This is a genomic window from Rothia sp. HMSC066G07 (assembly GCF_001814485.1).
Taxonomy (GTDB): domain Bacteria; phylum Actinomycetota; class Actinomycetes; order Actinomycetales; family Micrococcaceae; genus Rothia.
Window position 1 is genome coordinate 288,965 of sequence record NZ_KV816922.1, and the last position, 15,044, is coordinate 304,008.

A 15,044-nucleotide genomic window follows, 5' to 3' on the forward strand; every position below is an offset into this window, starting at 1 on the left:
CGATGTCTTTTACCACTCACCCCTCAGCGCGCGGTGTCGCACGCACCGCACTGAGCCTGGGTACCGCCGCAGCACTCGTCACGACCCTGGGCGCCCCTGCATCCTTCGCGGCCCCCGCCAAGGCTAACGGAGCCGAGCGCGCCAAGGCGCACACCACCATTTCCTCCCTCAGCTCCGAGCAGCAGAAGGCAGGCTTCAACCGATTCGTTATCACCTACACCGATAGCGCACTGAACGCGGGCGGCATCAACTGGGCAAGCCCCGCAGGCACCCAGGTCGCCACCTGGAACGACGCCCTCTACCAGGGTCTCACCTCCGAGGTGAAGAGCGTCGATGACCTCTTCAAAATCAAGACCAACTACGTACGCACCACCGCCCAGAAGGCAACCGTAGTGACCCTCTCCTCCAAGCTCACCGCAGAGCAGGCAGAGAAGTACATGGCAGCGCTGAGCTCTAACCCCTCCGTCGCATCGGTTGAGCCCGACCTGCTGCGCCGCTCCAACGCACGCACCCGTACCGCCGCGACCTCCAAGGTTGCTCAGGTAGCTCAGGCTGCTCAGGCATCGAACCAGGTTGTGGCACCGAACGACACCCTCTACCCGCAGCAGTGGAACCTGCACGGCACCAAGGGTCTGGCGGCCCCCGAGGCATGGAAGACCACCCAGGGTGCCGGCGTGACCGTTGCCGTGATTGACTCCGGCATCGTCAAGCACCCCGACCTGGACGCTAACGTCCTGCCCGGCTACGACTTCATCACCGAGCCCTCCATTGCCCGTGACGGCAACGGCCGCGACTCCGACCCGACCGACCAGGGCAACTGGGAAGAAGCCGGCGTCTGCGATGCAGATTCTGAGGCAAGCGAGTCGAACTGGCACGGCACCCACGTTGCCGGCTCCATCGCCGCAATTATGAACAATAAGCGCGGCATCGTCGGCGTGGCACCGAACTCCAAGATCCTGCCCGTGCGTGCCCTGGGCATGTGCGGCGGCTACGACTCCGACATTGCGGATGCAATGGTTTGGGCAGCCGGCGGCACCGTTGAGGGCGTTCCCGCGAACTCCAACCCCGCAAAGATCATTAACCTCTCCCTCGGCGGCGAGGGCACCTGCCCCGCAACCTACTCCAAGGCTATTGCTGAGGTGAACAAGCGCGGCGCGATCCTCGTGGTCGCAGCTGGTAACGATGGTCAGGACACCTCCAAGGTTGCTCCGGCTAACTGCGGCGGTTCGATCGTGGTGGGCGCTACCGACCAGAACGGTAAGCGTAGCGACTTCTCCAACTACGGCAAGATTGTTGATGTGAGCGCTCCCGGCAGCAACATCATGTCCACCGTGGATCTGGGTACCACCGTGTCCACCGGCGCAGGCTACACCGAGTACGACGGCACCTCCATGGCAGCACCCCAGGTTGCTGGCGTGATTGCTCTAATGAAGTCCGTGGATCCCTCGCTGAACGCTGAGCGTGCAAAGCAGATTCTGAAGCAGAGCTCCAAGCCGCTCACCTGCGATGTGAACGGTTGCGGTTCCGGCATTGTGAACGCCGCGAGCGCACTGGCTATGGTGCAGGGCAAGAAGGACCCGAACCCGCAGGCAAAGCCCTGGCCGAAGCGTGCACCCAAGCACCCGACCCGTGCGGCTCGTGTTGGTTACGTGACTAACCCGGCTGTTAACCACAACCCGCCGTTCCTGATTACTGCCCACGGTCTGATTCCCGGTCAGTAATCGGCATGTTGCCAGCTCGGAAGCCGGTGAGCCAATAGGCTTCTGAAGGATGCCACATACAAAAAGCCCCCGTTGAGTTTTCTCAGCGGGGGCTTTTCGTGAACAGAAACGCTGCGGCTTTTGGTGCTGCAGCTTGCTTCTCCCACCCACCCTCACGACTGACAGGTGGGAGAAATCTTGGGGTACGCCCCTAACGAGCTGGACGCTAGGGTAGACGAGCTAGGGGCGTACCTGGGAGGCGCGCGCACCGGTACGGATACCTGCTGCCTCCATGCGAGCGGACTCGTAGCTCACCGCGCGCAAGCCGGAAGAGGCGGCGATTGCCTGAGTCTTTTCTCGCGTATTTTCCTGACGCTGGGTGGGTAGAAAAACCCAGCGGCGCTGGACCGCGAAGCTGATCGGAATGAGGATCAGCTCGGTCAGGATCTTGGCAACCAGCAGGGATACTCCCAGGCCGGTCAGGGTTTCCATCAGAGCCGCATTGGCTGCGAGGATACCCACCGCCAGCACGGCGTACCGCACCAGCGAGGAGGATGCCGAGGGGCGTGCGCCTCCGTCGTGCATGAGCATTCGGTTGACGGTGAAGTTCGTCAGCGCCGAGATGATACGTGCACCGACTACGGCTGCCAGGAGCGGAGCACCCAAGCCCACCAGGATGAAGAGGGCGATAGCATCCACGAGGAAGCCGGTCAGGAAAGACGAGGCCAGGAAGGCGAGCAGCGGTGCGTAGATGAGCGCCGAGTCCTGCAGGGGCCTAAAGTGGCTGGTCGGGTTGCCCGGCTCGTAGACCTTCACGATGGGTACCTGTACCAGGTCCACGTCTGCGCGGGTTGCGCGCAGCAGCATGGAGAACTCGTACTCGTACTTATCGCCGGGAATCTGCAGCAGCCAGTCCAGGATCTGCGGGGTGAAGCCGCGCAGACCGGTCTGGGTGTCTGCCACGCGGGCGCCGGTCGCCAGGGCGAAGAAGCCTACGGTTGCGCTGTTACCAATTTTGGAGCGCAGCGGCACCTTCGTGCCTTCTTCACCGGCGTTCGGGTCGGGCTTGGTACGCACGCCGAGGATGATGCTCCTCTGCCCTGCCGCCGCGGCGGTTTCGGTGCGCACACCCACACGGAAGATATCCCGAGGTAGGTGCTGGCCGTCCGCGTCGGCGGTGACGATGACCTCGCCGGGGCGGTTTGCTTTCGCCCAGGCGATGCCGGTGCGCAGTGCCGCACCCTTGCCCCTGTTGGCGGGGTGGGTCTGCACGGTCACGCCGTCGATGCGCAGTTCGGTAAAGATGGGTGCGTAGGCGCTGCCGGATCCGTCGTCAATCACGAGGATTTCGACGGCAGGGTCCTGTGCGCGCAGGGCCCGGGCAAGGCGGACCAGTGATTGGTCCGGCTTATAGGCGGGTATCAGGATAATCACGATGCGCTCCCTGCAATGTAGAGGATGTCGCTGGTGCCGCGTTCCTTGGTGCCACCCTGCGGGCGGTTGACCAGCTTGTTGTTGAAGACCATGGCGGAGGAGCCACCACCGTCCAGGTTGTAGGCGCTCACGCAGCCGAGGTCCTTGAACATCTGGGCGAACTCGGGCATGGTCACGCCACGCGAGTAGTTGGTGGAGCGGCCATCGACCACGATGAAGACCAGGTGGTTGGTGCCAAGCACGCCCACACCGGTTCGCGGCTGGTTGCCCTGGATGGAGTGGTTACCGAAGTTGGTGTCCACCTCGACGCTGTCGATACCGTCGACAACCGCGGAGTCCTTGACCAGTGCCGGGCCGAAGGAGAGGGTGTTCCACACACCCTCGTTGACGAGGGTTTGGGCGTTGGTTGCGGTTTCGTCGTAGAGCTTGACGGAGCCGTCGCGGTAGAAGGCCAAACCCTCGCGAGCGCCGGAGTCACGGTAGACAACACCGTTTCGGATCACGATGCCGGTGGTACGGAAGCCGTAGTAGTCACCGTTGATCGCCCAGATGCCGTTGTGTTCGGAGGCAATGTTCGAGGGGGTGTCGATGATGTTCTGGCCGAACTTGTTGTTGGCGAAGGCGCTTCGCAGCAGGGTTGCGTTGTTGAGCTTGATGTCTGCTACGAAGGAGACGACCGCATCGGAACCGCTGCCGGTGGTGTTGGAGGTGATGGTGATCGAGCCTTCGTTAGCGGTGAGGCTCTGGCCGTTGACCTTCACGCCGGTCAGTTCGGTGGGGTCTGCGGTGGCGGAGCCGGAGGCGCTTGCGTTTGCCTGGGTTGCTGCCGCCTCGTAGGCGGTGGTGTCTTCGATTTCGGTGTGCTCTGCCAGGTAGCGGTTGTATGCCCAGCCTGCGCCGCCGCCGACTACTGCGAGTGCGCCGAGGCCGCCGCCGATGAAGATTCGACGGGTGAGCTTCTTCTTGGCTAGCTTCTGCTCTGCGGCGGTTTGTGCGGCAGTTGCTTGTTCAGCCGCGGTCTGGGTGGTCTGGTCAATGTTCTGAGTCATGTTCTGTTCGTTGTTCATGTCTCTAGAATGCCGGGCTATTCTCTGTGCCAGGCATGACTAAGCTGTGCAGAAGCTATGTATACTTATTCATTTCAAACTTTTTTATTACTGCCTATGCTTTATTACCAGATGGCGCTATGCATATCTATGTATAAACATGTGTATTGGCTTTGTGTTCCGCATAGTCAAGAACCCCCGCGGGCAACCTGTCCTCGCGCACACGCCTGAGAGTGCATCCTCAAAAACTGCGGGCACGAAAAAACCGGCTGAGCACCCCGTGCGGGGCCTCAAGCCGGTTCATCATCTATGAAATACGCTCGGTCGATATACACCGAATCATTCCGCGTATTCTTTATGCCTCATCCTCGTAGGACGCGTACTTTTCTGCGTATGCCGAGTAGTCGTCCTCGTCGTCATAGCGACGGCGGGACGAATCGGAGGACTTCGTTTTCTTCGCGCTGCTGAGCTCGCGCTCGAGTGCGCTGTAGTCGGTCTCGGGGCTGAAGTACTTCATCTCCCGAGCCTGCCTAGTTGCTTTAGCCTTCTGACGGCCGCGCCCCATGGCGTGACCCCCTCTTTCATCCTGTCCGAGGCGAACAGCGCGCGCGGCGCATCGCTCTCGGATCGTTCAACAGTCTTTACTACACTATAGAGTACCCTGTTTCAGCCCTGAATGTCTCGCTCAACGGCACCTATTTTGCGTATCATGACACTTCTTCGCACCGGAACAACCGTTTTATTTTGCACCCGCGGCTTTTTACCCCAGACGCCACACACCCTATATAACACGTAGCCCCGCATCGGATATATCACTACATCCGATGCGGGGCGGGTGTCTCTGCCTCCGGCTCACTCACAAGACCGGGTTCGGAGAGGGTACCGTGCCGGTCATGACATCCAGCACGGAGCTTGAGGGGCACTCCTGCCGCTTAGCTTGCAGTGAAGGAGCCCAGCGAGGTGGCGTTAGAAGCCAGGGTGGTGCTGGAGGCATCCACGCTATCGGTGGTGGTGTACACGGTGTAGCTCTCGCCCTTGGTGATCTTGGAGCTGGAGACCAGGATCAGTGTGGTGCTGGAGTTAGCCACCTTGTAGTTCGCCACCACGTTACCGGAGGAGTCGGTCACCTGTACGGTGGTGCCGGCACTCAGGTTCGATACGTTGCTGATCTTCACGTAGCCGCTGGTGGAGTTGGTCGAGGGCGCCTCGAACATGTCACCGGAGTTAGCCGCGGTCACGGTCGCGCCGTTGAGCAGCAGGTCGCCATTGGTATCCAGGGAGGTGTTACCACCAGTGAAGGGGCCGTTGACAATCACGGTGCCACCGGAGAGGGTTGCCGTACCGTTGGAGTCGATGCCATCGCCGTTCGCGTTCACGGTGACCGTACCGCCGGAGATGTTGATGGTTGCGTCGACGACCTCGAAGGTGCCGCCGCCACCGCCCATACCGCCACCTGCGCCACCGCCAGCCGGGGGCTGACCCATAGTGCCCGAGGGAGCCTGACCGCCTGCCGGAGCCTGACCAGCCTGACCGCCCTGTGCGGTCTGGGTAGTCTGCGTGGTAGAGGTCGAAGCCGACTCAGTACCGGTCGAGCTAGTGCTGGTGGTGCTGTACGAGGCGTTGATACCGTCATCGGAGCTGGTCACGTTCACGGTGCCGTCCAGGATGTTGATGTACTGCGCCTCGATACCCTCGTTCGCCTGGGTAATGTTCAGGGTACCGCCCGAAATCTCCAGCACGCGCTCGGCCTTGAAGCCGTCATCACCTGCAGAGATGTTCACGGTACCGCCGCTCAGGCGTACCCAGCCGCGGTTGCCGTCGGTGTCATTGGTTGCCTTGATGCCGTCCTTGGTGGCGGTCACGGTGATGGTGCCGTCCAAGATATCGACGTAGTCCTTACCCTTGATGCCGGTGTTTGCCGCGGTCACCTCCAGGGTGCCGGAGGCAATGACCAGGCCGTCAGTGGTGTGGATGCCCTCTTCGTACTTGCCCTCAACCTTCAGGGTGCCTTCACCGGCAAGGGTCAGGTCGCTCTTGGAGTAGATGGCGGCGTCGGGGCTGCCGCTGGCGGTATCCGAGTAGGAGGAGCCGTCAGAGACGGTGTTGGTGGTGCCCGAGGCGGTGTAGATGACGACCTCATCCGCCTCAACCACGTTGATTGCCGCGCCGGTGGAGTTGGTGATGGTCGCGTTATCCAGAATCAGGCGGACCATATCGCTGTCGGCTGCCTCAACCTTGATCTGGCCCTCGTAGGTGCCACTCAGGCGGTAGTTACCCGCCTTGGTGATGGTGATGACGCCGTCGCTGACGGTCACGCCGTCGGTCGCGGTCGGGTTAGAAAGATCGATAGTGACTTCGCTGGAGGAATCCCAGGTCAGATCCTTCGCGGAGTAGTGGGTGTCCTCGGCGAGCTTCGCGCCGCTCTTCACGTCGGTGGAGAAGGAGTCTGCCACCTTCGACGTGGTGCCCGAAGTGCTCGAAGCGGAGGTACTGATTGCACTCGAAGCGCTGGCATTCGATGCCGAGGTTGCCGAGCAGCCGGTCAATGCCAGGGCTGCCAGGAGGGTAATGGAGGTTGCGCTCTTAATCATATTGCTCTTTTTCACGGGTTTTCCTTTGTGTTTGGGTGACCACTCGCGTAGAGCCAGCGCCACGGGGGTAAGACGTATGTGAAATGTGAATATGTGTGAGAGCGGTTATTGCCTGTGTGGGGCGAATAAGGCCGATGTTGTGCTTGGTTCGGGGGTTAGATTCGTTCGGGGTTAGATTCGGGATTCAGCGGGTTAGGGGCTGGGGGTGCGGGTAAGGTAGGTGCACTACCCTACCCGCGCATCCCAGATTGCCGTTTTAGGCGGCTACGAAACGCTCGGTCAGCAGCTTCTGGTAATCCTCTTCGGTCATGTCATCCACGTTCAGGCGGGTGCCCTCAACCGGTTCCAGGTGCATCCAGTTCTTCAGGGTTTCTGCCCACTTGTTGCTTGCCAGCTGCGGGTTCAGCGCCGCCATACCGGTTGCAAACTTGGAAATCTTCGCGGGGGTGATGCCCGCATCCCAGAGGTGCTGGTCTGCCACGGAGGGCTCCACACCGGACTTGGTTTCGATGATGACCGCGTTCGGCAGGCCGTAGGTGGTGCCGACCAGGTTGCCGTGGAAGTTGCGGTAGTTCACGCCCGCCATGAGGATGTTCTCAGACATAGGGGTCCAGGTCAGGTTGGTGTCTACCGTCATGCGGGAGGCGACCGGGTTCTTCTCACTCTGCGGCAGGAAGACCGTGGTACGGCGGTAGCCGGTGGTCAGGACCGCCTCCAGCTTGTGCACGGGGCCGGCGAGGATATCGCCGAGTGCTGCGGTGATGTACTCACGACCTTCCGCGGTGAGCGTATCGCGGTTCTCGAAGGTGTACGGGATACGCTTCTTGACCGTCATATCCTGCTCACCGTCGGTCTTGACCTCCAGGAAGGTCAGCTCCGAGTCCAGGTAGCTACGGGTACGGATCTTGAAGGTGTCGTCGCGGCTGTAGGCTGCCGAGTGGTAGCTCTGCATCTGCGGGGTGTCGAAGTAGACCGAGTCGTAGGCGAAGTCGCGCTGGCCCTTGATTTTCATGACGGAGGCGTCTGCATCGAGCGTGGAGAGTACCTTGGCGGCGGTTTCTGCGTCGACAATGTACTTGCGGTCCACGCGGGTCTGCATGGCTGCCTTCTCGTTCATGGCTTCGAGGCTGATGCTCTTCCACTCTGTGGGGATGATGTTTGCGGCTGCGTTAGTCATGGGTCTTCGTCCTTCTGGGGTGCCGTCCCTGCGTTTTGGGCTGTGCGCTGGGGGCGGCGTGTCGTGGATATCGGAGATGTTTGTGCGGCTGGAGTGAATCGGAGGCTTGTATACCGGCTGGTCTTACTTGCCTACCGGGGTGCGCTGGAGCGGAACCATCCGAGTGTCCAGCGTGGCGTGCGCCTCGGCGGTGGGTGCTACCGGCTGGCGGGTTGCGGTCATCTGCGGTGCTACCGGCTGAGCTACTGCCGAGATGGGTGCTACGTGAGCCTGTGCCGCTTCCACTGCCGCGGGGGTGCTGCCCTCGGTGGTTTCCTTGGGCTGGTAGGTGACGGTGGCGCGGGTCAGGTTGTTCACCATGTCCAGCTCGGTAATCTTCGCCGAGGTGACGGTGTAGCCCAGGCGAGTGCTCAGGTAGCTCTTGAGTTCTTCCTCGTCGCTGATGGCGCGATCGGCGGTAACGGTCTGAGTCTGATCGGTAGAGACCGGGGCGCTGCGCGAGTCGAGGATTGCGATCAGGGCGACCAGGGTAGCCATGAGGCCGAAGGCGATGTACGCCGGGCTGATGTTCACACCTGCGATCATGCCGACCGAGAGTGCTACGAAGTAGTAGCCGACCTCGCGCTGGCTCAGGGCGGTGGAACGCAATCGGATAATCGACAGGACACCGAAGAGGCCCATACCCATAGCGGATGCGTTCGATCCGGCGGATACCAGCGCCACCGAGACGGTGAAGATGCCGGCGTTGATGACCGCGTAGGAAATCATCAGTTCGCGGTTGCGGTGCCGCACCATGTAGAGGGTGCAGAGAGCTGCGATGGCTATGGCATCGGCAATCGCCATGGTCAGAATAGTCATTGGGTGCTCCAGGTATCGTGTCGTGATGTTCGCAGTGCTTTTTGCTGTCTGTTCTTCAGCTTCGGGCTGTGCGTTCTTTGTAGTATCTAGATTCCCGTGCAAGCCTGTGTTTACCCTGTGTTGCCCTTAACTTAGAGATAAGTGTTAGAAGTCTCTAGTATATCTGCTGGTCAAATGCACTAGAGGCTATTATTTTTTCCCTCTCTCCACTACGTTTTCTGTATCTTCTGCGGTATCAAAAAGCACAAAAAATGGGCTCCCTCCGATATGGAGGGAGCCCATAAAAGCAGCTAAAAACTTAGCGACTAGGCGTTATTATGCCTTCTTGCGCATACGGGTTGCCACGATGGTCGCGCCACCGGCACCCAGAGCAATCAGGCCCAGGCCAGCAGCGGTCATCGCGTCGGATGCACCGGTCTTAGCCAGGGAAGAAGAGTTCTTGGAGGATGCGTTCGAGGAACCGGAGCCCAGGTTGTCGTTCGAGCCGGAGCTCAGCGAAACGCTGTCAGACTTCTTGGAGTTCTCGTAGTTCGGCTGCTCTTCGCAACCCACACCATTGTTATTGGCATCAAACTTCTCACGGAAGTCCGGGTCATCCTTAGAGATAGAGGTGCCGCGGTCTGCCCACACGTCAGCGCAGTTCTGGTACTTGTAGGCCTTCTCGTCCTTTGCGGAGGAGTCGGAAGCCTGGTCAGACTTCTGCTCTTCAGCAGGTGCGGAGGTCTCTTCAGCAGGCTTGGTTTCCTTAGCGTCCTCAACTGCGGGTGCGGAGGTCTCTTCAGCAGGCTTGGGAGCCTCGGTGGTCGGGTCCTGAGTGGGAGCCGGGGTCGAGTCCTCGGAGGGAGCGGGGGTCGGATCCTCGGAGGGAGCCGGAGTCGGGTCCTCAGAGGGAGCCGGGGTGGGCTCTTCGCTAGGTGCCGGAGCGGGCTGCTCTGCAACCTTAATGGTCACGGTAGCCGCCTTACCGCCGCGGGGAACGTCACCGTCCTTCAGGGAGCCGGACAGCAGGTAAATGTCAACGGAAACGCTGCCGTGCAGCTCTTCCTGCCAGGGGATGGTAACGGAGAAGTTGCCAGCCGCGTCAGCGTGGATTTCCAGGTAGTCCTGGCCGTTAATCTTAACTGCACCCTTGTTCAGCTTGAGTGCCAGAACGGAACCGGAGGTGCCGTCAGCGGTCTTGAAGCCTTCGCCACCAATGTTCAGACCCTGACCCTCAATCCATACGTCGGGGGCGATGAACTGTGCAGAGTCTGCGTAGGTGTGGACAACCTGAGGTGCACCTTCAACAGCGAAGGTCGCGGGGACGGAAGTAGCAACGAGGCCACAGCCGATGAGGGCGGTGGCACCGATGCGTGCAATGTTGTTTCGAATGTTCATGCCCCCATTCTAACGAGCGAAGCTTAGGATACCGGCCCCCAAGACGTCAATTTATCATGACCTAACTCACAAAATATATTTTTCTTGAAGGTTTCTTGAAGGCATGGTTGAACTATATAAGCCTTTTGCACCGCCGTGCACACCCAAACTCTCAACCCCACATTGAAGAAACTAGCAAGTACATACCCCATCCCATCAGCACAACCCAACAGCAAAAAACCACCCCGTTAAACGCGAAAATCCCTTCCGCCTGAACGCTCAAAAGCATTCAGGGGAAGGGACCCTCATGCACACCGCACCCGGCGGCGGCAATAGTTTTAGGAGTTCTTGCGGTTGCGCACAGCGGTCACGCCAGCAACACCCAGGCCCAGAGCCACCAGGCCCAGACCAGCAATGGTGAAGGCGTTAGAAGCACCGGTGTTAGCCAGAGAAGAGCGCTGAGCGCGGCTCGAAGTGTAGCTGCTCGAAGAGGAGGAGCCGCCGCCCAGGTTGTCCAGGCCGCCCGAGTTACGGGAAGAAGAACCCGAGGAGCTGTTGGAGGAGGAACCGTCGGTCACCTCGCTGTTAATGACCTCGCAGCCCCAATCATTCTTGTCATTATCGAACTTCTGGCGGAAGTCCGGGTGGCTCTTATGCATGGGCGCCAGGCCAGCGGCCGCAACCTCTGCACAGTTCGCGAAGCGAGTGCTCTCAGCCGAAGCAGTCACCTGCTCGGTAGCGGAGGCGGAATCACCCAGCTGATCCTTCGCCTCGTTCGCAACGGCTGCGTTCTGATTAGCAGCAGCCGACTCGGTAGCAGGTGCCGAAGCGGAGGGGGTCGCCACCACAGAAGCCGATGCGGTAGCCGAGGGGCTCACCGAAGCGGTAGCGGACGCCTTCTCATCGGCGCGGTTCTTGATCTCTGCATCCACGGAGGCAACAACCTCATCAACGGCAGAAGCCGAAGCAGTCGCGGAAGCGGAGGGGGTTACAGAGGCGGTAGCGGATGCGGAAGGCACCACAGAAGCGGAGGGGGTAGCCACCACAGAAGCGGTTGCCGAAGCAGTTGCCGAAGCGCTCGCAGATGCGGTAGCGGAGGGGGTTGCTTCCTGAACGGAGCGAGCCGCAATCTTCACGGTGGCTGCCTTGCCGCCGCGAGCGGTGTCGTTGTCCTTCAGGGAACCGGAGAGCAGGTAGACGTCCACGGAGATGCGATCGTCCAGGTCGCTCTGCCAGGGAATGGAAACGGAGAAGTTGCCCTTCTCATCAGCCTGAACTTCCAGGTAGTCCTTGCCGTCAATCTTGACGGTGCCCTTGTTCAGCTTAATGGCGATGGTGGAGCCGGAGGTGCCGTCCTGGGTCAGGAAGCCTTCGCCGGTAATCTTCAGGGTTTCGCCCTTGTACCAGACCTCAGAGATGTGGGAGGTTGCCTTGTCGGCGTAGACGTAGGTGACGGACTCCTCACCGTTCTGAGCGAAAGTTGCGGGGATTGCGGTGACCGCCAGACCGCAACCAATCAGGGCGGTGGCACCGAAGCGAGTGATAGTGTGTCGAATGTCCATCCCATCATTCTATCCCCGCACGGTGGGTGTATCCGCCTGTCCAGGGGCTATTTGCAATGACTTGCAACACAAAATAGCACTTTCGTGCAGTTAACAGCGGGTCATCTACAGGTCAGTGCACGCGCGGCAAAATTCGCTAGAGAAACAGCATTCACTGGAAAACAGCGCAGCCTAGACCTCTGCAACGACTCCGGCAACCTTAAACGTCAACGGCGTCGAGCATGAGTTCCAGCGCCTCACCCACGCCGCTGCGCCACAGGTAGGTAGCCTTCGCATCCGCACGACCGGGGCCGCCATTGATGACAGCGACCGGCTTGCCGGCACGCAGAGCCTCCAACACAATCTTGTAGCTGCTCATAACCGCCACCGAGGAGCCCACCACCAGCAGCGCCGAACATTCAGCGAGCATGGCGTCCTTGAGCGCCTTACGTTCGGCGGGCACGGACTCACCAAAGTACACCACATCCGGCTTGAGGCGGGTCGAACCACAGCCAAGGCAGGGCACCATCTGAAAATCGCGGATATAGCGGTCGTCCAACTCCACATCGCCATCAGGGTTCACGCGCAGCTCTTCGTCTTCAAGGCGCGCCAGGTAGCCGAGGTTCGCAGCATCCAGGCGTGTATCCAGGCTTTCGCGACTCTCGTCCTGCCCGCAGTCCAGGCACACAATACGAGAGAGGTCGCCGTGCAGCGCCAGCAGACGGGAGCTTCCAGCACGGGCGTGCAGCCCATCCACGTTCTGCGTAATCACGCCGCTCACGGCACCCAGCTGCTCCAGCTCGGCGAGCGCATAGTGGGCGCGGTTCGGTTCGGAGCGGCGCATGCGGCGCCAACCCACGTAGGAGCGCGCCCAGTAGCGTTGGCGGGCGGCGTCATCGTAGCGGAATTCCTGGTAGGTCATGGGGCGGTGGTCGTGCAGGGAGCCGCCGGGTCCGCGGTAATCGGGGATGCCGGATTCGGTGCTCACTCCCGCGCCGGTGAGCACGAGAACCTTACCCGCTTTGAGTAGCTTGGCAATACCCGCGGAGGCGTATTCTTCGTCGTGCGGGGTGGCGTTCTCAGAGACAACGCGCTGAATCGAGCGGATTGCGGCACGGTGCACGGAGGCGATTTCTTCGCGCTGCTCACCGGCGGCGGCGAAGTTCTGGTGGTCAGTCCAGCGGTCCATTCTTCTCCTCAATGCTCTGTGTACTAGTGCGATCAGCGCGGTTCAAACGCGTTAAACGGCTGTGGGGCACCCCCTTTCGAGGGTACCCCACAGCCTATTTCTTATGGTTTCGAATTGGCAAACTCAGCCACAGGCTAAGTCCGCCCAGCCAACCGGTTGAGCTTAGTTCTCAGCCTTCTGCTCACGCTCGGAGGTCACCGACAGGCCGTCGCTGGCAACGTCCGGGTTCACGTCCACGGTCACGGTGTCGCCGTCGTGGATTGCGCCGGAGAGGATGCCGCGAGCCAGGCGGTCGCCAATCTCACGCTGAACCAGGCGGCGCAGCGGGCGGGCACCGAATGCCGGGTCGTAGCCGGTCTTACCCAGCCACTCGAGGGCTGCCTCGGTCACGTTCAGGGTGAGGCGGCGGTCCTCCAGACGCTTAGCCATGCTCTTGATCTGCAGGCCCACGATCTGGCCCAGGTTCTCAGCCGACAGGGGCTGGAACATGATGATGTCGTCCAGTCGGTTGAGGAACTCGGGGCGGAATGCCTGGTGAACAACCTCCAGCGCCTTCTCGGATCGCTCCTCGAAGGGCAAATCCTGGTTGACCAGGTACTGCGAACCGAGGTTCGAGGTCAGGATCAGGATGACGTTGCGGAAGTCCACGGTGCGGCCCTGGCCGTCGGTCAGGCGGCCGTCATCGAGTACCTGCAGCAGGATGTCGAAGACCTCGGGGTGTGCCTTCTCGACCTCGTCGAGCAGGACCACCGAGTAGGGGCGACGGCGTACAGCCTCGGTCAGCTGACCGCCCTCTTCGTGGCCAACGTATCCGGGAGGGGCACCGACCAGGCGGGACACGGTGTGCTTCTCGGAGTACTCGCTCATGTCGATGCGTACCAGGGCACGCTCGTCATCGAACTGGAACTCAGCCAGTGCCTTAGCCAGCTCGGTCTTACCGACACCGGTCGGGCCCAGGAACAGGAAGGAACCAATCGGGCGGTTCGGGTCGGAGATGCCGGCGCGGGCGCGGCGCACAGCGTCAGAGACAGCGACTACTGCGGCTTCCTGGCCAATGAGGCGGGCACCGATGCGCTTCTCCATTTCGAGCAGCTTCTCGGATTCACCCTGCATCATGCGGCCTGCGGGAATACCGGTCCAGGAGGAAATCACCTCGGCAATATCGTCCGCGGTGACCTCTTCGGAGACCATGGACTCGTTCTTGGCGGTGTCCTCGGCGCGCTGTGCTTCTTCCAGCTCAGCCTGCTTTGCGGGAATCTCGCCGTAGAGCAGGCGGGATGCCTCAGCGAGGTTACCCTCGCGCTGTGCAACCTCTGCGCGGGAACGTAGCTCGTCAATCTGGGTCTTGATGTCACCCACACGGTTCAGGCTAGCCTTCTCGGCCTCCCAACGAGCGTTGAGGGCGTCGAGCTGTTCCTTCTTGTCAGCCATGTCCTTGCGCAACGCTTCCAGACGCTCCACGGATGCGGGATCGGTCTCGTCGGCAAGTGCCAGTTCCTCCATGGTGAGGCGGTCCACGGCGCGGCGCAGCTGGTCGATTTCCTCCGGTGCGGAGTCAATTTCCATGCGCAGGCGGGATGCTGCCTCGTCAATCAGGTCAATTGCCTTGTCAGGCAGCTGACGGGAGGGAATGTAACGGTTGGACAGGGTTGCTGCGGCAACCAGCGCGGAGTCAGCGATCTGCACCTTGTGGTGTGCCTCGTAGCGTTCCTTCAAGCCACGCAGAATACCGATGGTGTCATCTACGCTGGGCTCGCCCACGTACACCTGCTGGAAGCGGCGCTCCAGTGCGGGGTCCTTCTCGATGTTCTCGCGGTACTCGTCCAGGGTGGTTGCACCGATCAGGCGCAGCTCACCACGGGCAAGCATGGGCTTGAGCATGTTGCCTGCGTCCATGGAGCCTTCGGATGCGCCGGCACCGACGACGGTGTGAATCTCATCGATGAAGGTCACGATCTGACCTTCGGACTTCTTGATTTCCTCGAGGACTGCCTTCAGGCGCTCCTCGAACTCACCGCGGTACTTTGCGCCTGCGACCATGGAGCCCAGGTCCAGGCTGATGAGGGTCTTGCCGCGCAGGGATTCGGGCACGTCGCCAGAAACCATGCGCTGTGCCAGGCCTTCCACGACGGCGGTCTTACCGACGCCGGGC

11 protein-coding genes are annotated in these 15,044 nt (G+C 61.0%); 1 reads left to right on the forward strand and 10 read right to left on the reverse strand.

Annotation, left to right across the window (positions count from 1 at the left end; genetic code table 11):
- Window positions 1-2 precede the first annotated feature (2 nt).
- Entirely contained in the window at window positions 3-1,721 is a 1,719-nt protein-coding gene (locus HMPREF2971_RS02765) for a S8 family peptidase (RefSeq protein ID WP_070691142.1), read from the forward strand.
- Window positions 1,722-1,940: 219 nt separating this feature from the next.
- Here the strand turns inward: HMPREF2971_RS02765 and HMPREF2971_RS02770 are convergent, their stop codons facing one another.
- The 10 genes from HMPREF2971_RS02770 to HMPREF2971_RS02815 form a co-directional block, all read right to left on the reverse strand.
- The gene (locus tag HMPREF2971_RS02770; protein ID WP_070691145.1) at window positions 1,941-3,134 is read right to left on the reverse strand and encodes a bifunctional glycosyltransferase family 2/GtrA family protein; all 1,194 of its coding nucleotides are present in this window, start codon (window positions 3,132-3,134) and stop codon (window positions 1,941-1,943) included.
- Window positions 3,131-4,201: a phosphodiester glycosidase family protein gene (locus tag HMPREF2971_RS02775; protein WP_070691148.1), complete on the reverse strand. Its 1,071-nt coding sequence runs from the start codon at window positions 4,199-4,201 to the stop codon at window positions 3,131-3,133. The genes HMPREF2971_RS02770 and HMPREF2971_RS02775 overlap by 4 nt, the downstream gene beginning before the upstream one ends.
- 334 nt (window positions 4,202-4,535) lie before the next feature.
- Window positions 4,536-4,745 carry a DUF3073 domain-containing protein gene (locus HMPREF2971_RS02780; protein ID WP_005504588.1) on the reverse strand — a complete coding sequence of 70 codons (210 nt, stop codon included), beginning with the start codon at window positions 4,743-4,745 and terminating at the stop codon, window positions 4,536-4,538.
- A 367-nt stretch (window positions 4,746-5,112) separates the two neighbouring features.
- The gene (locus tag HMPREF2971_RS02785; protein ID WP_070691151.1) at window positions 5,113-6,786 is read right to left on the reverse strand and encodes a carbohydrate-binding domain-containing protein; all 1,674 of its coding nucleotides are present in this window, start codon (window positions 6,784-6,786) and stop codon (window positions 5,113-5,115) included.
- A gap of 241 nt (window positions 6,787-7,027) precedes the next feature.
- Window positions 7,028-7,948, reverse strand: a complete 921-nt coding sequence (locus HMPREF2971_RS02790) for a polyphosphate polymerase domain-containing protein (protein WP_070691155.1) — start codon at window positions 7,946-7,948, stop codon at window positions 7,028-7,030.
- Between the two features lie 123 nt (window positions 7,949-8,071).
- Window positions 8,072-8,806: a DUF4956 domain-containing protein gene (locus tag HMPREF2971_RS02795; RefSeq protein ID WP_070691159.1), complete on the reverse strand. Its 735-nt coding sequence runs from the start codon at window positions 8,804-8,806 to the stop codon at window positions 8,072-8,074.
- 315 nt (window positions 8,807-9,121) lie between these two features.
- Window positions 9,122-10,183 carry an excalibur calcium-binding domain-containing protein gene (locus HMPREF2971_RS02800; protein ID WP_070691162.1) on the reverse strand — a complete coding sequence of 354 codons (1,062 nt, stop codon included), beginning with the start codon at window positions 10,181-10,183 and terminating at the stop codon, window positions 9,122-9,124.
- Window positions 10,184-10,500: 317 nt separating this feature from the next.
- Window positions 10,501-11,724: an excalibur calcium-binding domain-containing protein gene (locus HMPREF2971_RS02805; protein WP_070691166.1), complete on the reverse strand. Its 1,224-nt coding sequence runs from the start codon at window positions 11,722-11,724 to the stop codon at window positions 10,501-10,503.
- Window positions 11,725-11,923: 199 nt separating this feature from the next.
- Window positions 11,924-12,892: a Sir2 family NAD-dependent protein deacetylase gene (locus HMPREF2971_RS02810; protein ID WP_070691171.1), complete on the reverse strand. Its 969-nt coding sequence runs from the start codon at window positions 12,890-12,892 to the stop codon at window positions 11,924-11,926.
- A 162-nt stretch (window positions 12,893-13,054) separates the two neighbouring features.
- Window positions 13,055-15,044: ATP-dependent Clp protease ATP-binding subunit (locus HMPREF2971_RS02815; protein ID WP_070691176.1), on the reverse strand; the 1,990-nt coding region annotated here is incomplete at its 5' end.

Coding starts and splice junctions, on each gene's coding strand:
- HMPREF2971_RS02795 (WP_070691159.1), bottom strand. CDS start 8,806: ATGACTATTCTGACCATGGCGATTGCCGATGCCATAGCCATCGCAGCT.
- HMPREF2971_RS02775 (WP_070691148.1), bottom strand. CDS start 4,201: ATGAACAACGAACAGAACATGACTCAGAACATTGACCAGACCACCCAG.
- HMPREF2971_RS02765 (WP_070691142.1), top strand. CDS start 3: ATGTCTTTTACCACTCACCCCTCAGCGCGCGGTGTCGCACGCACCGCA.
- HMPREF2971_RS02780 (WP_005504588.1), bottom strand. CDS start 4,745: ATGGGGCGCGGCCGTCAGAAGGCTAAAGCAACTAGGCAGGCTCGGGAG.
- HMPREF2971_RS02790 (WP_070691155.1), bottom strand. CDS start 7,948: ATGACTAACGCAGCCGCAAACATCATCCCCACAGAGTGGAAGAGCATC.
- HMPREF2971_RS02800 (WP_070691162.1), bottom strand. CDS start 10,183: ATGAACATTCGAAACAACATTGCACGCATCGGTGCCACCGCCCTCATC.
- HMPREF2971_RS02810 (WP_070691171.1), bottom strand. CDS start 12,892: ATGGACCGCTGGACTGACCACCAGAACTTCGCCGCCGCCGGTGAGCAG.
- HMPREF2971_RS02805 (WP_070691166.1), bottom strand. CDS start 11,724: ATGGACATTCGACACACTATCACTCGCTTCGGTGCCACCGCCCTGATT.